This is a genomic window from Dysgonomonas termitidis (assembly GCF_042654545.1).
Classification (GTDB): domain Bacteria; phylum Bacteroidota; class Bacteroidia; order Bacteroidales; family Dysgonomonadaceae; genus Dysgonomonas; species Dysgonomonas termitidis.
Map to the genome: position 1 here is coordinate 1 of NZ_JBHSGN010000054.1, position 23,572 is coordinate 23,572.

Annotated in this window: 12 protein-coding genes and 2 pseudogenes; all 14 read left to right on the plus strand. The window is 44.6% G+C overall.

All coding sequences use genetic code 11. From position 1 onward, the window contains the following. Positions 1-95 precede the first annotated feature (95 nt). The 14 genes and pseudogenes from ACFO6W_RS06490 (at position 96) to ACFO6W_RS26490 (ending at position 23,487) form a co-directional block, all read left to right on the plus strand. Positions 96-3,188, plus strand: a complete 3,093-nt coding sequence (locus ACFO6W_RS06490) for a SusC/RagA family TonB-linked outer membrane protein (RefSeq protein WP_379994587.1) — start codon at positions 96-98, stop codon at positions 3,186-3,188. A gap of 11 nt (positions 3,189-3,199) precedes the next feature. Further along, complete coding sequence (locus tag ACFO6W_RS06495; RefSeq protein WP_379994588.1) at positions 3,200-5,179, plus strand: RagB/SusD family nutrient uptake outer membrane protein; 1,980 nt, start codon at positions 3,200-3,202, stop codon at positions 5,177-5,179. 72 nt (positions 5,180-5,251) lie between these two features. Further along, positions 5,252-7,099: a GH35 family beta-galactosidase gene (locus ACFO6W_RS06500; RefSeq protein ID WP_379994589.1), complete on the plus strand. Its 1,848-nt coding sequence runs from the start codon at positions 5,252-5,254 to the stop codon at positions 7,097-7,099. 46 nt (positions 7,100-7,145) lie between these two features. After that, a pseudogene (locus ACFO6W_RS06505) lies at positions 7,146-8,783 on the plus strand (glycoside hydrolase family 43 protein); the annotation flags it as partial. A gap of 51 nt (positions 8,784-8,834) precedes the next feature. Further along, positions 8,835-11,270 (plus strand): glycosyl hydrolase 115 family protein, encoded by a 2,436-nt coding sequence (locus tag ACFO6W_RS06510; protein ID WP_379994717.1) that lies wholly within the window; start codon positions 8,835-8,837, stop codon positions 11,268-11,270. 13 nt (positions 11,271-11,283) lie between these two features. Then, on the plus strand, positions 11,284-13,215 hold the full coding sequence (locus tag ACFO6W_RS06515; RefSeq protein WP_379994591.1) for a sialate O-acetylesterase: 1,932 nt from the start codon (positions 11,284-11,286) through the stop codon (positions 13,213-13,215). Between the two features lie 11 nt (positions 13,216-13,226). Further along, positions 13,227-14,042 carry a glycoside hydrolase family 11 protein gene (locus ACFO6W_RS06520; protein ID WP_379994592.1) on the plus strand — a complete coding sequence of 272 codons (816 nt, stop codon included), beginning with the start codon at positions 13,227-13,229 and terminating at the stop codon, positions 14,040-14,042. A gap of 31 nt (positions 14,043-14,073) precedes the next feature. Further along, positions 14,074-15,483 carry an MFS transporter gene (locus ACFO6W_RS06525; RefSeq protein WP_379994594.1) on the plus strand — a complete coding sequence of 470 codons (1,410 nt, stop codon included), beginning with the start codon at positions 14,074-14,076 and terminating at the stop codon, positions 15,481-15,483. Between the two features lie 69 nt (positions 15,484-15,552). Next, entirely contained in the window at positions 15,553-16,521 is a 969-nt protein-coding gene (locus ACFO6W_RS06530) for a glycoside hydrolase family 43 protein (protein WP_379994595.1), read from the plus strand. Between the two features lie 287 nt (positions 16,522-16,808). Beyond that, entirely contained in the window at positions 16,809-18,944 is a 2,136-nt protein-coding gene (locus ACFO6W_RS06535) for an alpha-glucuronidase family glycosyl hydrolase (protein ID WP_379994596.1), read from the plus strand. A gap of 76 nt (positions 18,945-19,020) precedes the next feature. Further along, the gene (gene uxuA, locus ACFO6W_RS06540) at positions 19,021-20,205 is read left to right on the plus strand and encodes a mannonate dehydratase (RefSeq protein ID WP_379994597.1); all 1,185 of its coding nucleotides are present in this window, start codon (positions 19,021-19,023) and stop codon (positions 20,203-20,205) included. Between the two features lie 13 nt (positions 20,206-20,218). Next, positions 20,219-21,034: an SDR family oxidoreductase gene (locus ACFO6W_RS06545; RefSeq protein ID WP_379994599.1), complete on the plus strand. Its 816-nt coding sequence runs from the start codon at positions 20,219-20,221 to the stop codon at positions 21,032-21,034. Positions 21,035-21,060: 26 nt separating this feature from the next. Then, positions 21,061-22,332, plus strand: a pseudogene (locus ACFO6W_RS26485) (glycosyl hydrolase family 8); the annotation flags it as partial. A gap of 447 nt (positions 22,333-22,779) precedes the next feature. Further along, positions 22,780-23,487 carry an SGNH/GDSL hydrolase family protein gene (locus ACFO6W_RS26490; RefSeq protein ID WP_465251900.1) on the plus strand — a complete coding sequence of 236 codons (708 nt, stop codon included), beginning with the start codon at positions 22,780-22,782 and terminating at the stop codon, positions 23,485-23,487. Positions 23,488-23,572 lie beyond the last annotated feature (85 nt).

Genomic DNA, 23,572 nt, shown 5'->3' on the forward strand with positions numbered 1-23,572 from the left:
ATGGGTAAAATTGCCATCGCTTTTATTTATCTAATTTTTTAAATACTGATTCGCATTAATAGTAAATATAGTAAATAATGAATCTTATCTTAATCATGAGAAATGCAAGAATTTTTAAGTCCCTGAGACTTTTATTTTTATTTTTTCTTATCCCGGCTTTAGCTTTTTCTCAAAACATTTCTGTAAATGGAGTTGTGAAAGATATTGCAGGAGAGCCCATTATTGGGGTCAGTGTAGTAGAATCCGGTACTACCAATGGTACTATAACAGATACTGATGGTAAGTTTTCCATTTCAGTATCCCCTCAAGGTAAACTTACTTTTTCGTTTATCGGATTTGTAATGCAGACTGTAAATGTTTCCGGAAGGAATCGTATAGATGTGGTACTCGAAGAGGATAACAAGATGCTCGAAGAGGTAGTGGTTATAGGCTATGGTACGCAACGGAAAGAGGCGGTAACAGGTTCGGTCGCATCCATGCGGGGCGATATAGTACGCGAAGTGGCGGCAACGAATGTATCGACCGCTTTGCAGGGACGTATCGCCGGGGTGGAAATGACTCAGACTTCATCTAAACCGGGAGCGGAAATGCAAATCCGGATTCGCGGTACACGTTCGCTGAGTGCCGACAACGCCCCACTGATCGTGCTTGACGGAATCCCTTTTTCCGGTTCCATCAACGATGTCGACCCGAACAGTATCAAAAGTGTTGACATATTGAAAGACGCTTCGGCTACCGCCATCTACGGGTCACGCGGAGCCAACGGGGTAATACTTATCAGTACCAACCGCGGCTATGCCGGGCAAAAAGCACAGGTAAGCTACAATGCTTATTATGGTACAAAAAGCGCTATTCGTTATCCGATGATGAACGGCCAGCAATTCGCAAAGCTGCGTGAAGAAGCGGCAAGAACCATTAAGGAATTGGGGAAACCCGATTCTCCATTCACTAATTCTCCGGATGAGTCGAACGACATTAATACCGATTGGCAGGATATGCTTTACAGGCCCGGTACGATAGTCAATCACGATATTAGCATGACAAAAGGCAGCGAGGATGGCAGCTATGCTTTCGGACTCGGCTACTATCTCGATCAGGCAGTGATACCAACCCAGCAATACAGCCGTATCTCGCTCCGTGCCTCGGTGGATCAGAATTTCGGTAAATATATCCGGTTCGGACTATCATCCAATTCAAGCTACGGACTCACTTCGGGCACCCAGATCAATACAGGCGATGCCCTTGCGAGCTCACCATTAGCTAATCCATACGACGCGGACGGTAATTTAAAGCGTTCCGTGCAATCCAGTGCTACCGATAATTACCGGATATGGACAAAGGAAACTTTAAAAGAAGCAAAAGACTTGTGGATGAGCGATGCCAAATCGCTGGCTTCTTATAATAACATTTACGCGGAAGTAAGCGCCCCCTGGATACAAGGTTTGAAATACCGCATCAACCTCGGCTTAAACGTCCGTTTTGGAACGGGTGGAGGTTTTACGGGAATAGGCGTTACCAGCGCATCCGATCCGAATGCACCATCCTCGGCGTCAATTAATAATTCGTTGAGGACCAACTGGGCGGTTGAAAATTTATTGACCTACGACCGCACCTTTGCCGAAAAACATCAGATAAACGTGGTAGGGCTTTATTCTTCCGAACAAACTCATTATAACCGTTCGGAAGTTTCTGCGCGTGATCTACCGGCAGATCATTTTCAATACTACGATCTCTCGAAAGCCACAGGCGAAATATTGTTGCCCAAAGGCGGACAGTCATACCAGGTATCCGGCCTGACGTCATGGATGGGCCGTGTGATGTATTCATACGATAACCGTTACATGCTTTCAGCTACAGTGCGCGCGGACGCATCCTCCAGATTAGCTCCGGGATATCAATGGCATACATATCCGGCTGTTTCGGTCGGTTGGAACATCAATCGTGAAGCATTCATGGAAGATCTGAAATGGATAGATCAGTTGAAGCTGCGCGCAGGCTACGGTGAAACCTCTAATCAGGCGGTAGATCCCTACAAGACACTCGGACTTTTAGATACACGCTATTATAATTTCGGCGAAGACTATTCGACAGGTTACTATCTGTCCGAGTTACCCAACGAAAAACTGGGCTGGGAATACACTACCACATATAATTACGGCCTGGACTTTTCATTGTTCAATGACCGTCTGAGCGGCACCGTCGAATATTATACACAGCACACCAAGGATATCCTGTTGCGAGTAAACTTGCCAAGCACATCCGGAGTAGGATCTTATATGGCAAATATCGGTGAAACTTCAAATAAAGGCTGGGAAATTTCTCTTAACGGTAAGATTCTGGATAATCTCAATGGCTGGACATGGGAAGCCGGTATCAATTGGTACACCAACAAGAATGAACTACTGAAACTCAATTCGGGAGAAGATAAAAATGAAGGTAACTGGTGGTTTAAAGGACATCCTATCAATGTAGTTTACGACTACGAACAAATCGGTCTTTGGCAGGAAGGCGACCCTTATTTGCAAATACTCGAACCGGGTGGTAACGCAGGTATGATCAAAGTAAAATATACCGGCGAATATGACGCCGATGGCAAACCTGTAAGACAAATCGGAGCTGACGATCGTCAGATTATACACCTGGACCCTTCCTGGCAGGGAGGTTTTAATACCCGCGTAGCCTATAAGGATTTGGACCTGACTGTAGTAGGCAGTTTCCAGAACGGAGGAAAATTGATTTCCACTCTCTATGGAGGTACAAGCTACCTTAATATGCTGAACGGACGCCACGGAAATGTAAATGTGGATTATTGGACACCTGAAAACACCGGAGCCAAATATCCGAGGCCAGGAGGTATAACGTCGAACGATAATGCCAAATATGCCAATAGCATGGCTTTGTTCGACGCGTCTTATATGAAGGTACGTGTCATCACACTGGGTTACAACTTCCGGCAAAAATGGCTAAGGGATGCCGGCATTGATAAATTGAGGATATACGCTACGGTACAAAATCCTTTTGTATTGTTTTCACCTTATCATGATGAAACAGGACTGGACCCTGAGACAAACTCGAGAGGAAATGAAAATCAGGCTGTCACTACCCAATTGCAGGATCGCTTGCCTATTGTAGGATATAGTACGCCTAATACGCGGAACTATCTGTTTGGTATCAACTTAACATTTTAACATTTAAGAATATGAAACGTAACTTATATAAAAATATTTTGAGAACAGGCGCGGTTGCATTGTTCTTGGCGATGGCTTCCTGTTCTGATATTTTGGATGAGCAACCCCGAAATATATACGAACCCGGCTTTTACAAAACTGAAAAAGGCATTGAAGGTGGATTGACAGGCCTTTACGGGACGCTGCGCCGGGTGTATGGGCAACCCTATTACTATAATGCCTGTGAAACAGGAACAGACGAATATACTTACGGCTCTCAGGCAGACCAGAACTTCAAGAACGCAGATTTGACGACCGGAGCGGTTCCCGATGCTTCAACCAGCCGTTTCGACGTGATCTGGAATGTGGCATACGCGGCCATCAATAATGCCAGTGCCATTATTACTAATGGAACGGAAGCGAATATGCCGCCGGCGCTTATTGCCGAAGCCTCTTTCTTCCGGGCTTTCTACTATTTCCAGATGGTACAAACCTTTGGCGGCGTACCTTTGGATTTAGGCAGCGGCGAGTTAATGTTCAACACCACACCATCACGTGTTTCTACCCGGAACACAGTACCGGAAGTATATACCCGCGCTATATTCCCTGACTTGTTGTCCGCAGTGGCAAATTTACCAGAAACCCCTCGTCTGACCGGGGCAGTGACGAAAAATACAGCACGGCTCATTTTGGCAAAAGCCTATCTGACTTATGGCTGGTGGCTCGAAAACCCAAATAATATCCCTACTTTTCCTGTGTGCGAACGTACCGATCCTAACGGGCACAATGCGGCCTGGTATATCCAGCAGGCTTATGATATATCGGCTACAGCCATTGACAATCCGGGTTATTATCAATTACAGCCTACTTACTACGATGTACATGTGTTCACTAACGACCGGAATAAGGAAATCATGCTTTATGCGGACCACACGGAAAACAGCGCCCAGTACAACGAAGGAAATGTTATTGGATGGGATGGAAGCCCGAACAACACCAACGAAGCACAAAATCAGGCCGTATGGATGGTAACCTGGTATTTCCAAAATGTTCAGAGCAGTAGGACCACCGGCTCATGGAGCGGAACAGGTACATTTTTCCGCAGTGCGCAGGCTGGACAATCATTCAGCCGTATGTGGAGCCGTATGGCTACTCCCATCAATATTTTTAATACCACATTTGCCGACAAAACAAACGACTCCCGTTTCGATGGAACTTTCGCTACGGTATATCGCGGCACATGGAATCTTGCTGGCAGCAGCGCGCCGTCGGTACTCTATAATGCCAACTATATGCCTATAACACCCGGCGAACCGGCTGTTTCTTTCCTTGCTTCCGATCCGGGAGGTATAGATTATAGCAACTCGGTTTATAAAAGTAATTCCGGGCTTGGAGTTTTGCCGGGCAGAGCCGATTTTGTAATGCCTCTGGGTAAAATTTCCCGCACCGTATTTCCGGGACTTTGGAAACTGGGCATTGCCCGCAAAGGGACCGACTACAATGATGATAAAGCTGCAAGCACCCGCCCGTTCAATATCCTGAAATTTTCAGAATTTTACTTCATCGCGGCCGAAGCAGCCGTAAAGGGAGCCACAACGAAAGGGTTAAGTACCTGCGATGGTACAGCCAGAGGTTTAATTAATGTGATTCGCGCCCGCGCAGGAAAGTGGAAGTTCAGCGTCGCCGGCAATATCACCAAAACAGATGATTACAGTGCCGCTTTAGTCGCTGCTACGCCAGCTACTATTAATATTAATTATATTTTAGATGAGCGTTCCCGTGAATATTATGGAGAAGGTTACCGCTGGCACGATCTGGCACGCACCCAGAAATGGGAAGAGTATGCAGGCAGTTACCAGATCTGTTCAACAGCCGGAGACGCTGCTCCCATAACAGTGAACCGTGCCATAGAGAAATATCTGTACTTACGTCCTATCCCGACGAGTCAGCTTGATAATATGGACGGTGACGAGGCTTATAAGAAAGCTTTTCAAAATCCGGGATATAATTAATTATCAGTAGAAAGCTTTTACATCTCATTGAAGGGCTGTTCTCGGGCAGCCCTTTTATTGAAGGACATTTATATGAAAAGAAATTACTTTATCGTACAGTTTTTCTTTGTAGCAATACTTTTCAATGCTCAGACAGCAAAGTATCCGCTTATCTTTGCCGATGTTCCCGAGATGTCGATGGTACATGTCGGTGATACTTACTATAATACCGGAGGATATACTGGTTTTGATTATTTCACGATCAGTGGGGAAATAACCGTAAACCGGACAAAAGAAGCGAGTACTTCGCATCTTGTAAAAAGCGGCACTGCTACCCAGTTGATAGTAAATGATAAACCCTTTCTTATCCTCGGTGGTGAGTTAAGTAACTCATCGGCAGCTTCAGGAGAAGACATTGATCGTATTTTCCCGAAACTGCAACGCATGGGGCTTAATACGGTTTTAGTTCCGGCATATTGGGACCTGATCGAACCCATCGAAGGCAGTTATGAGTTTTCACTTGTCGATAAAGTTGTTAAACAAGCTAGGAAAAACAATTTGAAAATCGTATTTCTCTGGTTTGGGGCATGGAAAAACTCTATGAGTTGTTATGCACCCCTATGGTTCAAGAAAGATTACAGAAAATATCCCCGAGCATACACTAAGGCCGGAAAACCGCTCGAAATAGCCAGTTCTTTTTCTGAAAATGTGTACCTGGCCGACAACCGGGCTTTTTCTCAATTGATGAAATATATTGCATCCATTGATAAAGAGGAAGGTACTGTAATAATGGTACAAATAGAAAACGAAACAGGCATGCTCGAAGATGCCCGCGACTATTCGGCAGAAGCAAATAAATTATTTAATGAAGCAGTTCCTGAAGTTCTGATAAACTATTTAAGCAGGAATAGGGATACGCTTCATCCTCAGATACTCAAAAAATGGGGGAAACAAGGCTTTAAGAAAAAAGGCAACTGGCCGGAAATATTCGGTACAGACCTGTATACGGACGAAATATTCATGGCTTGGTCGTATGCCCGTTATGTAGAAAAATTGGCACAGACTGCACGTTCGATACATAATATCCCTCTTTATGTAAATGCCGCGATGAACAGCCGCGGACGCAAACCCGGAGAATATCCCTCCGCAGGGCCATTAGCGCATCTGATAGATATCTGGCATTGCGGAGCACCTAATATCGACCTATTGGCTCCCGACCTCTATGATAAAGGCTTCGCCAATTGGGTGGCTCAATATAAACTGCATAATAATCCGCTATTCATACCCGAAGTAAAATCAGGCAAGAATAATGGAGTACAAGCCTTCTATGTTTTTGGCGAACACGATGCAATCGGCTATTGTCCATTCTCAATAGAAAACGGAGCGGAAGATGCCCCCCTGACACAGGCTTATTCTAAATTAAGGGAGTTGATGCCTGTACTTACCAAATATCAGGGACGAGGGCAATCCAACGGGCTCTTATTCGACCAGGAAAACAAGGAACGTATTTTACGATATGACGACCTAAAAATTACCTGCCGCCACTTTTTCACCCTGCCTTGGGATTCGCGTGCAACTGATGAAAGTATCTGGCCTGAGGGTGGAGGGCTTATCCTTCGTTTGGCAAAAGATGAATATATTATAGCAGGCAGCGGCATTGTTGTCGAATTTGAAAAAGAAGGAGAGAAAAAAGCGATCGATGCAAAAAAACTTGGAGAAGACGGCTTTATGAATCAGGGAGGACAACAAGTTAAACAAGTAGCATGGGACGACAGCCTCAGAGCAGGAATAGGAACAGTAGACGAAATCAGCATAAATGAAAATGGGACATTTAAATACATCCGCCGCCTAAACGGAGACCAGACCCATCAGGGACGGCATATACGTATCGGAGCCGATGATTTTAGTATCCTTCATGTGAAACTATACGAATACAAATAATCCGACTATATTTATGAAAACAAAAGACTTGTACACCTGTTTGTCAATGCTGATACTGATTATAGCCTTTTCCCGTACCGGAAATAGTCAGACAGCAGATTTTCTCTATTTTCAATACAAGGGACAGGATACCTGTTTCGCACAGGCTATAAACGACCGGAACCAGTATTTCAATCCGGTTCTCAGCGGTTTTTATCCCGATCCGAGTATCTGTCGCAAGGGTTCGGATTACTATCTGGTAACCTCAACGTTTTCATACTATCCGGGTATCCCGATATTTCACAGTACCGACCTGGTAAACTGGGTGCAGATCGGCAATGTGCTGAACCGGCCTTCGCAGTTGCAACTTAAAGCCGCAATCCGGCTCAGTGGAGGAATCTATGCTCCTACAATCCGCTACAACAAATACAATGATACTTTTTATCTCATTACTACCTGTACTGACGGAATCGGCAATTTTATCGTGAAAACCAAGAATCCGAAAGAAAATAACTGGAGTGAACCGGTCCCCCTGCATTTTGGCGGTATCGATCCCGATATTTTTTTCGATGAAGACGGAAAGGCGTATATCGTACATAACGACGAACCGGAGGGGAAACCCGGATGGGACGGGCACAGGTCTATTTGGCTGCGACAGTTTAGTGTTGAGGGCGACTCTATTTTCGGTGAGAAGAAAATGATTGTAGACGGAGGTACGGACAAAGCCAAACATCCGGTGTGGATAGAAGCTCCGCATTTATACAAAATCAATGGTTATTATTATCTCCTATGTGCCGAAGGAGGTACCAGTGTTCAGCATTCAGAGGTTGTTTTCCGCTCCGAAAGTATTTTTGGTCCTTATATCCCCTGGAGAAACAATCCGATTCTCACCCAGCGCGACTTACCGGAAAACCGTAAGAATCCGGTGACTTCCGCCGGGCATGCCGACCTTATACAAACAGCAGAAGGCGACTGGTACGCTGTTTTTCTTGCCTGCCGCCCATACGAAGGCAATTATTACAATACAGGTAGAGAAACATTTATGCTACCTGTGACATGGGTTGACGGATATCCGGTGATTTTGAAAGCGAACGAGGAAATTCCTTACATTGTAAACAAAGCGAATCTCCAGCCGAATGCAGAAAGTTATAAAGGTAATTTTACATGGAAAGGCGATTTCGACGACGAAAAACTCGATGACCGCTATTTGATGCTGCGTACTCCACCTGAAGATAAATGGTGGAAAATCGCTAATGGAATGCTTACACTCAGTTCTACCGGAAGCACGATCTATGAACCGAATCAACCGGCTTTTACAGGTATCCGCCAACAGCATTTAACTTTTTCGGCGCAGATAAAAATGGATTATTTACCGGATAATGAAGGGGATATTGCAGGACTGGTTTGTTATCAGCGGGAGAAACATAATTTTGTTTTCGGAAAAACCACTGACGGGAACGGCAAGTATTATCTTGTATTGAAACGTGCTGAAGGGGATGTGAAAACCATAGCGAAAACTGAAATTCCAGGCGGTACAGACAAAAAAGCGGTTACCTTGAAGGTAGAAGGCAAAAAAGATAAATATTCGTTCCTCTATTCATTTGATGATGGAGAAAGCTGGAAAACAATAGCAGAAGATACTGACGCGAAAAATCTCAGCACACAATCGGCAGGAGGATTTTCAGGTACAATAATCGGTTGTTATGTTTATAATGACACTACTCCTGTCGATGACAGAAAATTGCCGGCAAAGGACATTGCGAACCCTTTCGGTGTAGAAAGATTTGTGTTTTCCTCTGCCGGGCAAAAATATCTTTCTCTGGTCGAAAGCGGCAAGCCTGTCCAGGTAATTTCCGATGTTAATGACTATGCGGGTGTGATCCGTGCGGTCGGCGACCTGAAAGATGATTTCAGGAAAGTTTCAGGTAATCTACCGTCTGTTTCCGGCAAAACGGCGATTATTATCGGAACGGCAGGAAAATCGGCCATCATCGACAAACTGGTCAGAGACGGCAAGGTAGATAAGAACGAACTGACCGGAAAAAATGAAAAGTATGTGATACAAACTGTCGATAATCCGACCGGAGATATACAAAAGGCATTGGTTATTGCCGGAAGTGACAAGCGGGGGACAATCTACGGAATTTACGAACTTTCGGCGCAAATCGGCGTATCGCCCTGGTATTGGTGGGCGGACGTCCCTGTCGAACACCGGGAAAATCTGTATGTAAAGCCGGGAAAATATACCGACGGCGAACCGGCCGTAAAATACCGGGGTATTTTCATCAATGACGAAGCGCCCGCTTTTCAGGGTTGGTGCGTTGAGAAATTCGGCGGTGTCAACTCGAAGATGTATAAACACATGTTCGAATTAATTTTACGCCTTAAAGGGAACTTTCTCTGGCCGGCTATGTGGGGAAATGCGTTTTTCGATGATGACCCTCTCAACGGACAATTGGCGGACGAATACGGCATCGTGATAAGTACATCGCACCACGAACCGATGGGACGCGCCCACTCTGAGTGGAAACGTTATGGCGGAGGCGCTTGGAACTATAGTAAGAACCCGAAGGCCCTGCAGAACTTCTGGAAAGGAGGAATGGAACGGATGAAAAACTACGAAACGGTAGTAACCGTAGGTATGCGTGGCGATGGGGATGAACCTATGAGCGAGGAGAGCGATATCGCATTACTGCAAAAAATCGTAAAAGACCAGCGCAAGATAATATCAGAAGTTACAGCTAAAAAGGCAGAGGAAACCCCTCAGGTATGGGCTTTGTATAAAGAGGTTCAGGATTATTATGACAAGGGGATGCGTGTGCCTGACGACATTACATTGCTGCTTTGCGACGACAATTGGGGCAATGTCCGCAAACTTCCCGACCTTAACGCAAAACCACGTAAAGGAGGATACGGAATGTATTACCATTTCGACTATGTAGGAGGCCCGCGTAATTACAAATGGATAAATGTCAGTCAGGTACAGCGCATTTGGGAACAGATGAACCTCACATACCAATACGGAGTGGATAAAATATGGGTAGTGAATGTCGGCGACCTGAAACCGATGGAGTATCCCATCTCTTTTTTCCTCGATATGGCCTGGAATCCCGATAGATTTAATGCGGACAACCTCCTGCTTCATACCGAAGAATGGTGCGCCCGGCAATTCGGGGAAAAATATGCAAAAGAGTCTGCCCGCCTGATAAATCTTTATACGAAATATAACCGCAGGGTTACACCCGAACTGCTGAATGAGAATACATACAGTCTCGAAAATTACAACGAATTCGAAACGGTCGTAAGCGATTATCGTAATCTGGTAGTGGATGCTATGCGCCTATATTATCTGATTCCAAATGAATATAAGGATGCCTTCGACCAGTTGGTTTTGTTCCCGGTAAACGCTTGCTCCAATCTGTACGAAATGTACTATGCAGTGGCCCGAAACAGACACTATGCCGCCAAAAGGGATATACGCGCAAACTATTGGGCTGATAAAGCAAAAGAGTGTTTCGCAAGGGATTCCATACTCACAATGCATTATAATAATGACATAGCCGGAGGAAAATGGTCGCATATGATGGACCAGATACGTATCGGTTATACCAGTTGGCAGCAACCTGAAAAGAGTGTGATGCCAAAAATAGAATACATTGTGCAAACAATGATACATAAAGAAAAGATATTCGCCGAAGCGGACGGCTATGTGTCGATCGAAGCCGAAAACCACACAACAGCCAACAACGGGGCTAAAGTGTCATGGGTTATTATTCCCGATTTAGGAAAAACCGTATCGGGTGTAACAACTACGCCTGTTACCGAAAACCCCGGTAAAGACGTTTATCTGGAATATAAAGCCGATCTGAAAACAAAAGGAAAAGCCAGATTGATAGTCCTTACATCCCCGACATTGAATTTCAATGCCAATAAAGGATTACGCTATGCAGTCTCCTTGAATGGCGGGGAGGAACAAATAGTAAATATAAACGGACATTATAAAGGCGAACTGGGACAATGGCAGGCCGAACAGATCATAGAAACTTCTACCATCCATAATATTGATAAAGAAGGTATTCACACGATCCGTATCCGCCCTCTTGAACCGGGTATCGTTTTTCAAAAAATAATGCTGGATACGGGCGGTCTGAAACCGAGCTATTTAGGCGCGCCACAAAGCGATTTAAAATAAAGATATTACAAAAATGAGATCTATTAATACATCATTATACAGGACGATATCCCTGTTGATATTAGCAGTATCGGTATCAGCCGTCCAATCCGCAATAAAACTGCCGCGCCTGATAAGCGACGGGATGATTTTGCAGCGGGATACTCCCCTGCAACTGTGGGGATGGGCCTCTCCGAAAGAATCTGTCACTATAAAATTCATGGATGAAACATACCGGACTAAAGCTGATAAAAAAGGTGACTGGAGAATTGTATTACCTGCACAAACTGCCGGAGGGCCATATACGATAAATATCAATGAAATCACAATAAAAGATGTTCTGATAGGTGATGTATGGCTCTGTTCGGGTCAATCGAATATGGAACTGCCAATACGCCGCACTCTCGATTTGTATGCAGATGAAGTAAAAGAAGCAAATAACTCTCAGATAAGACAATTCAGGGTACCGATGCGATATGATTTCCAGAAGGAAGAATCGGACTTACAGGGTGGAGAGTGGAAATCCGTAACACCTTCAAATATCCTTGAGTTCTCTGCTGTCGCCCACTTTTTTGCAACCGATTTATACAATAAATATAAAGTACCTGTAGGGATCATCAATACTGCAATCGGAGGATCACCTGCCGAGGCCTGGATCAGTGCCAATACATTAAAAAACTATCCTGCCCTTGAAGCCGAAGCACAAAAATGTGCAGCACCGGGCTTTATTGAAGAAACAAAAAAAGAGGAACAACAGGCAAGTAATGAATGGTACTCGGCAATGATAAAGACAGACAAAGGCATTGGAAAATGGCACAAAAAGAATATCGAGACATCGGGATGGAACGACTTTTATCTGCCGGGATTATGGAAGGATAAAGGCATGGATGTGAAAAACGCAGTTATTTGGTTTCGTAAAGAGTTTGAGGTAACAAAAGAGGATGAAGGAAAACCCGCTATCTTGCGCCTGGGTTATATAATTGACTCCGATTCTGCCTTTGTAAACGGAACGTTTGTGGGTACAACAGGCTATCAATATCCGCCCCGTATATACCAGATACCCGAAAATACATTAATAGCCGGTAAAAACACTGTTGCAATAAGAATAGTGACAAATGCATGGGGAGGTATAAAAGAAGACAAACCCTATAAGGTAATTATCGGGAATAGGGAGACAGACCTTACCGGAGAATGGAAATACCGCATTGGTACAGAATTACCGCCTCCTCCGCCAAATACATTTTTTCAGTACAAACCGATGGGCCTGTATAACGGGATGATTGCTCCTGCAGTAAATTATAAAATAAAAGGGATACTGTGGTATCAGGGAGAATCCAATACAGGCAAAGCAAAGGAATACAAAGCTTTATTTACTGACCTCATCAATGATTGGAGAGAACAAAGGAATGAACCGCAACTACCTTTTATATATGCACAACTTCCCGAACTGAACAAACCTTGGAAGCAACCTGCCGAAAGTGGAATGGCCGAACTCAGGGAAGCTCAGCGTCAGGCTCTGCTCTTACCTTATACAGGCATGGCTGTAACACTAGGCTGCGGAGAATGGAACGATATCCATCCTTTAAACAAAAAAGATGTTGCCCGCCGGCTGGCACTGGAAGCAAAGCGGGTAGCCTATGGTGAGAACATTGTCAGTACAGGACCTCAACCGGAAGATATGCATATTGAAGGAAATACCATTATCCTCACATTCCGTTCTGTAGGTGAAGGCCTGTATTCCAACAGTATAATCAATGGCTTCACTATTGCCGGTGCAGATAAGAAGTATGTATGGGCCGAGGCCGCGATCCTGAACAAAAACCAGGTAAAAGTATGGAGTGATCAGATACCAAATCCCGTATCGGTAAGATATGCATGGGCTGACAATCCCGAAGGGGCGAACCTCAGAAATAAGGAGGGGTTACCGGCATCCCCGTTTATGACAGAACAATTAAATAATAAATAATTAATAAACACATGAGAAACAAAACAATATTGGTAATGGCACTCTTAGCTTCCTTTACGGGAGTAAAAGTCACTGCGCAGAATTTGGTACAAGCCCCTGTGGAAGCCGCTCCCGATAGGCTTACGGTGAATACCGAAGGTGTGAATGATGGCTTTGACTACGAACTCTGGTACGACAGAGGCGATGTAGGTATGATACTGAAAGAAGGCGGTGCATTCGAATGCTACTGGAACAATATCAACAATGTCCTGTTCCGCACAGGCAAGAAGTTCGATTGCACAAAAACGCAGGGAAAATTTGACTGTACGAAGACTCACGATGAAACCGGCGACATTTCCCTCAACTACGGTTGCGATTACCAGCCGGAAGGAAATTCATACCTGTGTGTCTATGGCTGGTCGGTCGATCCGTTGGTCGAGTTCTACGTTGTTGAGTCTTGGGGCAACTGGCGTCCGCCCGGATCACTATCTAAAGGGACAGTTGAAATAGACGGCGGCACGTATGACATCTATGAAACTACGCGTGTAGAACAACCCTCAATCAATGGCGACACTACTTTCCAGCAATACTGGAGTGTTCGCGCCAATAAGAAGACCGAAGGCATCATTTCCGTCAGCGAGCATTTCAGGGCTTGGGAAAAACTGGGGATGAAACTGGGGAAAATGTATGAGGTTGCACTATGTGTCGAAGGCTATCAGAGCAGCGGTAGGGCCAATGTGTACAGGCATACGCTGACCGTTGGCGACACCACGATAGGTACCGGCCCGGAAAATAATGAAAAAGTATCCGTATCGCCGCCGGATACGGCCAGGGATTTCGCAGAATAAATCTAACAATATCAATATAAAATAAATAATTATGAACGTGAATATAAGTGAGACTAAAGGTTTTTACAAGCTGTCGTGGCTGCAACGAATAGGTTTCGGTAGCGGAGATTTTGCACAGAATCTGGTATTCCAGACGGTGATGCAATATGTTTCCATTTTTTATACCACTGTTGTCGGATTACGTCCGGAAACCGTGGCGGTAATGGTGTTTATACCGCCTGTTATAAATATATTCGGGTCTATGGCGTTGGGCGCATTTGTAGATAAGCATAATCCCAAATGGGGAAAGTACCGTTCTTACCTGATTATTGGAGGCGTTCCGCTCATGGCATTTGCTGTCCTCTGTTTTTGGAATGGCTTTCCCGGGTCGACAGTGTATGCTTTTGTCACTTATATAGGGCTATGCCTGCTCTACACGGTGGTCAGTCTGCCTTACGGAGCACTGTTTGCTTCACTTACCCGTGACGGGGATGAAATGACCAAGCTTACCTCTACCCGTATGGTGCTTGCCAACCTGGGCGGATTTACTGTGGCTTTCGGTATCCCGACAATCGTGCAATCGCTCTCTCCTACCCGGACATACAATACCTCGGGAGATGCCCATGCATGGTTTATCACCATGACTATACTGGCGTTAATCGGTTTGGCTTTATTGATTTTCTGTTTCACCCAAAGCAAAGAACGTATCGTAATGGAAGCCGATAAAACGTCGGAAGTAAAAATCTCCGATCTATGGATGGAATTTATCAGGAACAGCCAGTTGCGCATTGTGGCATTATTTGTTTTCACGGCTTTTGCGCTGATGTCAATATATAATGCGGCGGGGGCTTATTACATGACATACAATGTACAGGCTTCTAATTACACGGGTTGGTTCCAGGGAATAGGCTTTCTGCCGGCATTCATCTTTATGCCGTTGGTCCCTGCCATTAAAAAGGCGATTGGTAAAAAGCAAATGTTTTATGTATTTCTGTCTGTCGCTGTTCTCGGAATGGCTTTGCTCTACATTGTATCGATAGTTCCCGCGCTTCGTTCGCAAATCTGGATCATAATGGTGGCGCAATTTATTAAATCCACAGGCATCATTGTCGCTACAGGCTATATGTGGGCGCTGGTTCCAGAAGTAATCACTTACGGAGAATACACTACAGGCCGGCGTATTTCAGGTACGGTAAATGCCATTATCGGAATTGTTTTTCAACTCGGGATGGCTATCGGCCTGTTTATCCCCAATATAGTCCTGGGATTCGTCGGTTTTGACAAAGATAACGCCGTATCGCAATCTGCTCTTGCCCAACAGGGCATTTTATGGCTGGTGGCCGTAATACCAGCAATACTGCTCATTCTGGCGATGTTTATTATTTCAAGATATAAACTGGAAGACAACGTAATAGACAAAATAAATTTGGAAATTGAAGAAAAGCATTTGAATAAGAAATAAGTAAACTATCGTCCAAATAAAAACAAAAGAAATCATGAAAGTATCGACACTAATAAAAAATCAACAGCAATGAAAAAAGCAAAATACTTATTTCCGCAGGACTATATGGCAGACCCGTCTGCACACGTATTCGAAGGTAAAATCTATATTTATCCGTCCCATGACTGGGAAAGCGGCATTCCCGAAAATGATAACGGTGACCATTTCAATATGAAAGATTATCATGTATTCTCACTCGACGAAGTGGACGGGCCTATCACAGATCATGGCGTTGTACTGGCGGCAGAAAATATACCGTGGTCGGGACGCCAGTTGTGGGACAGTGATGTCGCATTCAAAAACGGTAAATATTATCTGTACTTTTCACTGAAAGATCAAAATGATATCTTCCGTCTAGGTGTAGCCATCAGCGACAAACCATACGGGCCGTTCATCCCCCAGGAAAACCCGATCAAAGGAAGTTACAGTATCGACCCGTGCGTATTTGAAGAGAACGGGGAATATTACATCTACTTCGGCGGCATCTGGGGCGGGCAGCTTCAACGCTATCGGAATAATAAAGCGTTGGAATCTGCTGCCTTTCCGGCAGATAACGATCCGGCTATTTGCGGGAAAGTCGCACGTTTGAGGAACGATATGCTGGAGTTTGCAGAAGAACCCCGCGATGTGGTTATTCTGGACGAAAACGGGCAGCCAATAACACAGGGGGATACAGACCGCCGCTTCTTTGAGGCTTCATGGATGCATAAGTACAACGGAAAGTATTATTTCTCATATTCTACAGGCGACACTCATCTCCTTTGCTATGCCATCGGTGATAATCCTTACGGGCCGTTCACTTACAAAGGGGTAATCCTCACTCCAGTTATCGGGTGGACTACTCACCATAGTATCGTAGAATACAAGGGTAAGTGGTATTTATTCCATCACGATTCTGTACCATCGGGAGGTAAGACATGGCTCCGCAGTATGAAAGTCATAGAGCTGGAATATAATCCGGACGGAACCATAAAAACAATTGAAGGATTGGAGAAATGATTTATCTATAGAGTATGGCTAATAGCTTTTGGCCTATAGCCAGCTCTTTGATATTTTGTATTTAAAATTTAAAGATTGATCAGAAAAAGTAATGAAAAATGTAACCTTTGTTACCTTTTAAGAAAGTTACGAGTTACTTCGCCCTTCGGGCAGTTACGAGTTACAAGTAAACAAGATACGAGATACAAGTTGTTAACTGATAACTGTTGACTGTTAACTGAAAAAGCTGTTACATGTGTTACATGTGTTACCTTTTAACAAATATATAACCTAGCGACTATATAGACATGAAATATACCGTTTATCTATTTTTACTATTCCTGTTACCTTTGTTACTTTTTGCAGAAGACGGCAGCCGGCTATGGCTGAGATACAAGCCTCTTACAGGGATGCAAAAAGAAAAGGGTAACACGTTCAGCTCCATTGTCAAAGATGAGAGGTCTGCAACACTCGACATTGCGTCCGGTGAATTATCTTCAGCATGGAAAGAACTTACAGGAAAGGATATATCTTCGGCAACATTACAGGATGGCTCTATTGTCATAGGAACTACTAAAAGTAAAAACATCAGGTCATTGTTAACGGGAAAAGAATTGAAAGACCTCACCGACGACGGTTTTATAATACGTTCCGTAAAAAAAGGTAACAGGAATTATACTGTAATTACTTCTGCAGAAGAAAGAGGAATATTGTACGGAGTCTTTCATTTTTTACGCCTTGTTCAGACCGATAGCTTCAGTGACAACCTGAATATTGTAGAAAACCCGAAATATAAAGTACGCATATTGAATCATTGGGACAATCTCGACCGTACCATAGAACGTGGCTATGCAGGGTATTCACTATGGAAGTGGGACGAACTGCCCAATACGCTGTCGCCACGATACGACGCTTATGCACGGGCGAATGCTTCGATAGGTATTAACGCCACTGTCTTAAATAACGTGAATGCTACGCCGGAAATACTGACGGGTGCTTATCTGGCAAAAGTAAAAGCATTAGCCGATGTATTCCGTCCCTACGGGCTTAAAGTGTATCTTGCCGTGAATTTTTCATCTCCAAAAGAACTCGGAGGCTTATCTGATTCCGATCCGCTTAATCCGGCAGTAAATAAATGGTGGAACAATAAAGTAAAGGATATTTACAAACTGATACCTGACTTTGGCGGTTTCCTCGTCAAAGCCAATTCCGAAGGGCTTCCCGGCCCGCAGGATTACGGCCGCACCCACGCCGACGGGGCGAATATGCTGGCTGACGCCCTGAAGCCTTATGGCGGTATTGTCATGTGGCGAGCGTTCGTCTACAATCCCAGCAATGAAGATAGAGCAAAACAGGCATATTCGGAGTTTACACCACTGGACGGACAATTCCGGGATAATGTAATAATACAGATCAAAAACGGGCCTGTCGATTTTCAGCCACGCGAACCGTTCAGTCCTCTGTTCGGAGCATTACGCGACACACAGGAAATGGTTGAGTTCCAGATAACACAGGAGTACCTCGGATTCTCCAATCATCTGGTATATCTTTCGCCAATGTTTAAAGAAACGCTCGACAGCGATACCTATTCAGATGGGGAAGGCCCTACCATTGCAAAGATAACAGACGGAACATTACGTTCCGGTAAAGTAACAGCGATATCTGCCGTAGCAAATATAGGAGAAGATACAAACTGGTGCGGGCATCATTTTGCACAGGCCAACTGGTACGCCTTCGGACGTCTGGCATGGAATCACCGATTGACTTCGGAACAAATAGCAGACGAATGGATAAAAATGACCTTTTCAAATAATAAGGACTTTATGAATCCGGTGAAAGACATGATGCTGTCATCGAGAGAAACTACCGTAGACTACATGATGCCGCTGGGGCTGCACCACATATTTGCATTCGGCCACCATTACGGACCTGAGCCCTGGGGAGATGTTCCCGGCGCCCGTCCCGACTGGATGCCTTGGTATTATCATAATGCAGATAGCACAGGACTGGGCTTTGACCGCACAATGAGCGGAAGTAATGCCGTATCACAATACTTTCCGCCATTGAATAACATCTATAATGATATTGCGCTTTGCCCCGAGAACCTCCTGTTATGGTTTCACCATGTACCATGGGATTACAGGCTGAAAGACGGGAAAACGCTGTGGGACGGGCTTTGTTATAAATACGATACGGGAGTACGGCAGGTAAGAGCTTATCAGAAGTTGTGGGACAGGATGGAAGAATATGTTGATGGGCAACGCTTCAGGGAAATACAATCGAAATTGAGGGTACAAGCCCGGGATGCCGTATGGTGGAAAGATGCCTGCCTGCTTTATTTCCAGACTTTTTCTAAACGGCCGGTACCTTACGATATAGAACGGCCGGTACACGAACTGGAAGACCTGAAAAAGATAAAACTGGAAATGAAACATCATAATTAAAATGAAGGATGAAGAATTAGGAATAAAGAATTAATCTTTAAACCCTTAATTTTTTAAATCTTTAAATATAACTTATATGGAAAAGACCTGGAGATGGTTTGGTAAAAAAGATAAGATAACCCTGTCTATGCTCAGACAGATAGGAGTTGAAGGTATTGTAACGGCCCTGCACGACATTCCCAACGGAGAAGTGTGGCCATTGGAAGCAATAAACGATTTGAAGAATTATATTAAGGATGCAGGCCTCCGCTGGTCGGTAGTAGAAAGCCTGCCTGTAAGCGAAGCCATAAAATACGGAGGAAGCGAATCCGATCAGTTGATAGCCAATTATATACAAAGCCTGGCTAATCTGGGAGAAGCAGGTATAAATACGGTATGCTACAATTTCATGCCCGTTATCGACTGGATACGCACCGATCTTCAATATCCATGGACGGACGGTACTTCTTCCCTGTATTTCGATAAGATTCGCTTTGCCTACTTCGACTGTTTAATCCTTAACCGGGAGGGAGCTGAAAAGGACTACACTCCCGGGGAGATGGCCAAAGTATATGCGTTGGATAAGACAATTACCAAAGCAGAAAAAGAACAATTGATAGATACCATAATTGTAAAGACACAAGGCTTCATAAACGGGAATATCAAAGAAGGAGACAAAAATCCTGTCGCAATATTCAAGAACCTGCTATCGCTCTATAAAAACATTGGCAGGGACGCATTAAGGGAGAATATGAAATACTTTCTTTCGCAGTTGATGCCTGTCTGCGAAGAATATAATATAAACATGTGCGTCCATCCGGACGATCCCCCGTTCCAGATGCTGGGACTCCCGCGCATTGTAACAGATATAAAGGATATAGAATGGATTCTCAACGCCGTGGACAACCCTTACAACGGCCTTACATTCTGTGCCGGTTCACTTAGCGCCGGTGTACATAACAATGTCCCTGAGTTGGCCCGCAAGTTTGCATCACGGACACGTTTCATCCATCTGCGCAGTACGGATATTTTCCAGAACGGAGACTTTATAGAAGCTCCGCATCTTGAAGGCCGAGGCCATCTGATAGAACTCGTCCGCATCTTTGAAAAGGAAAATCCGTCTTTACCTATGCGTGTAGATCATGGAAGACTCATGCTCGACGATGGAGACAAAGGTTATAATCCCGGCTATTCATTTTATGGGCGTATGTACGCCCTTGCCCAGATGGATGGTGTGATAGCGACTATAAAAGATGAATTAAAGCATAATATAAACATTTAAATAATAAAAAGAAATGAACGAACAATTTAGTGTAAAAGGGAAAGTCGCAGTCATCACAGGAGCCGGAGGAGTGCTGGGCGGAAGTATTGCGAAGAGTTTTATCCAGTCGGGAGCAAAAGTCGCAGCCTTGGATATCCGTAAGGAACAACTTGACGCACGGGTAAAAGAATTGACTGCAGAAGGGGGAGAAGCGATCGGTATCGTCGGAAATGTCCTCGATATGGAGAGCTTACAAAATGTGGCAAAAGAAATCGTCAATAAATGGGGACGTATAGACATTCTGCTGAATATCGCAGGAGGAAATACCCCAAGAGGGACATTAGCTCCGGATCAGGCTTTTTTTGATATGCCTCTCGAAGAGTGGGAAAAAGTCACCAACCTGAATATGAACGGAACCGTTTTCCCGTCAATGGTTTTCGGAAAGATAATGGCGGAACAGAAGAAAGGTTGTATTGTAAATGTTTCTTCTATGGCGGCCTATTCAGCTATAACACGTGTGCCGGGTTATTCGGCTGCAAAAACGGCAGTCAGTAATTTTACCCAGTGGCTGGCTACTGAGATGGCGTTGAAATACGGTGACGGAATAAGAGTTAATGCCATCGCACCCGGTTTTTTCATTGGCGACCAAAACAGGGCCGTACTTATTAATCCTGATGGTTCGCTGACAGACCGCAGCCAGAAAGTCCTGGCTAAAACACCGATGGGCCGCTTCGGTGATATTGCTGAACTTAACGGGGCCGTACAGTTCCTGTGCAGTGATACCGCCAGTTTCATTACGGGAGCTATATTGCCTGTAGACGGAGGATTCAGCGCTTTTAGCGGAGTGTAAAGCAACAAAACCAAAATTTAAAACCCATGAATAACATAAAGAAAAAACAATTATCAGTTATTGTATTGGTTTTCTGGATCTCGTTTTCCGGATTATTGGCTCAAGAATTGTCCATTCCTTGGGATAAAGGAGCTTTTGAGACCGGAAAATATCGTAATCTGTTAGCCGAATGTGGCTATTCCGAACAGGCAATCGATGATAAAATTAACGGGATTTTCGATGGATTATTTAAAGGGGAAAACAAAATATACTTTGAAGCAGAAGATTCTTTGGCTTATATTTCGGACATCAAGAACCATGATGTCCGTACGGAAGGGATGTCCTACGGAATGATGATTGCCGTACAATTCGGCCGTAAAGATATATTTGACCGCCTCTGGCGATGGAGCAAAAAATACATGCAACATCAATCGGGAGCTTTAGAAGGATATTTCGCATGGAGCTGTAAGATCAATGGCATCAGGAACGCGCAAGGCCCTGCTTCTGACGGCGAGCTTTATTACATTACCGCGCTGATTTTCGCATCAAACCTATGGGGTAATGATTCCGGCATTGATTATCTGAAAGAAGCACAATACATATTGGACTGTATGATGAAAAAAGACGGGACGGATGGCGTTACAAATATTATCAACATGAATCACAAGCTGATAACCTTCGTACCTGACATAAGAGGCGAACGTTTTACTGACCCCTCATATCATATTCCCGCTTTTTACGAGGTTTGGGCGAGTTGGGCTAAGGACGGAAGAGCCGGTTTGTGGCGTGAATGCGCCGTCAAAAGCCGTGAATACCTGCATCGGGTGGTTCATCCTGTTACAGGTTTGACACCGGATTACAGTAATTACGACGGTAGTCTTTTAGGGAACGGCCGCGTCATAGGCGATGCTTTCCGTTTCGATTCGTGGCGCGTGCCGATGAATATCGCGCTGGATTATTCATGGGCCTGCGTTGATAAAGAATGGCAGCGGGAGTACGGAAATAAGATCCAAAATTTCTTGTGTCAACAAGGAACAGACCGGTTCCCGGATCAATACAATGTAGATGGAACAACGGTTAAAGACACGTTACAGGCAGGCGGATACAAAGCCCTGAGGCATTCACTGGGATTAGTCGCCTCGGCGGCGGCAATATCCATAACCGCTACACACGGGATCAGGAAAGAATTTATCAATGAATTGTGGAATGCGCAACATAAACCATACAGCGACGGCTATTTCGACGCGTACTATGACGGGTTATTGCATCTTTTCTCTTTTATGCATTTAAGCGGACGCTACCGCGTCATTTTACCGGAAGGAAAAGATCAAAACGAGAACCCGAAATGGGTCGGAACATGGTCTGCCGCGCCTCAATTGGTCGAGCCGGGTAATATGCCTCCTTCTCCCGGGTTAAGTGACAATATTTTACGGCAAATCGTCAGAGTTTCAATAGGTGGAGAAAAGGTCCGGCTGCGTTTTTCCAACGGATTCGGAAATCAACCCGTAACGATGAAATCAGGGGCTATCGCCCTTGCAAAAGAAGATGGTAAAATAGATGTTTCCTCTGAACAAAAACTTACGTTTCAAGGTAAAGACAGCGTAACCATACCGCCTTATGAAGAAATATATTCCGACCCTGTTCCCTTTCATTTCGATAATAACGCAAGGGCGGCAATTACCATTTATTTCGGAAAAACTTCGCCGACACTCACAGGACACCCTGGTTCACGTACGACCTCCTATCTCTTCAGCGGGAATAATTCAATGTCAAGTTTAACGGACACTTTGAGAATCGAACACTGGTATATTATCCAGGGTATAGACGTACAGGCGACACAGGAAACAGCCGTTGTCGCCGTTCTGGGCAATTCTGTTACGGACGGCCGGGGATCGGGTACGGACAAACAAAACCGATGGACGGACATTCTTTCAGAAAGGTTATTGGACGATCGTTCCTTTACAAGGGATCGCGGCGTTCTGAATCTGGGAATCGGAGGGAATTGCGTTGTCCGGGGCGGACTCGGACCGACAGCATTAGAGCGCTTCGACAGGGATATTCTTTCACAAAGCGGTGTGAAATGGCTGATTATTTTGGAAGGGATCAATGACATTGGCGGTATCAGAACCGGAGAAACAGTCTCAGAATGCATTCAAGAATTAACGGACGCATATACGCAGATGATAGACAAAGCTCATTCAAAAGGAATAAAGGTTTATGGTTGTACCATATTGCCATTTGCAAAATCATTTTACGACACTCCGTTCCGTCGGGAAGCATGGAAAAAAGTAAATGATTGGATACGGAAAAGCGGCAAATTTGATTCGGTTATCGACTTTGCCGAGATAATGCGGTCACCCGGTAATTCCGATATCATCATGGAGGGGATGCACTCCGGCGATTTTCTCCATCCTAATGAAGCAGGATACAAAAGAATGGGGGAAGCTGTTGATCTGAGCTTGTTTAGCGATTAATAAATTACCGGAGCTATATTGCCTGTGGACGGAGGATTCAGCGCTTCTATCGAGTGTGAACCGTTTTACATAATAAGAAGTCTGT

Coding starts and splice junctions, on each gene's coding strand:
- ACFO6W_RS06520 (WP_379994592.1), top strand. CDS start 13,227: ATGAGAAACAAAACAATATTGGTAATGGCACTCTTAGCTTCCTTTACG.
- ACFO6W_RS06525 (WP_379994594.1), top strand. CDS start 14,074: ATGAACGTGAATATAAGTGAGACTAAAGGTTTTTACAAGCTGTCGTGG.
- ACFO6W_RS06545 (WP_379994599.1), top strand. CDS start 20,219: ATGAACGAACAATTTAGTGTAAAAGGGAAAGTCGCAGTCATCACAGGA.
- ACFO6W_RS06515 (WP_379994591.1), top strand. CDS start 11,284: ATGAGATCTATTAATACATCATTATACAGGACGATATCCCTGTTGATA.
- ACFO6W_RS06530 (WP_379994595.1), top strand. CDS start 15,553: ATGAAAAAAGCAAAATACTTATTTCCGCAGGACTATATGGCAGACCCG.
- ACFO6W_RS06490 (WP_379994587.1), top strand. CDS start 96: ATGAGAAATGCAAGAATTTTTAAGTCCCTGAGACTTTTATTTTTATTT.
- ACFO6W_RS06495 (WP_379994588.1), top strand. CDS start 3,200: ATGAAACGTAACTTATATAAAAATATTTTGAGAACAGGCGCGGTTGCA.
- ACFO6W_RS26490 (WP_465251900.1), top strand. CDS start 22,780: ATGTCAAGTTTAACGGACACTTTGAGAATCGAACACTGGTATATTATC.
- ACFO6W_RS06500 (WP_379994589.1), top strand. CDS start 5,252: ATGAAAAGAAATTACTTTATCGTACAGTTTTTCTTTGTAGCAATACTT.
- ACFO6W_RS06535 (WP_379994596.1), top strand. CDS start 16,809: ATGAAATATACCGTTTATCTATTTTTACTATTCCTGTTACCTTTGTTA.
- uxuA (WP_379994597.1), top strand. CDS start 19,021: ATGGAAAAGACCTGGAGATGGTTTGGTAAAAAAGATAAGATAACCCTG.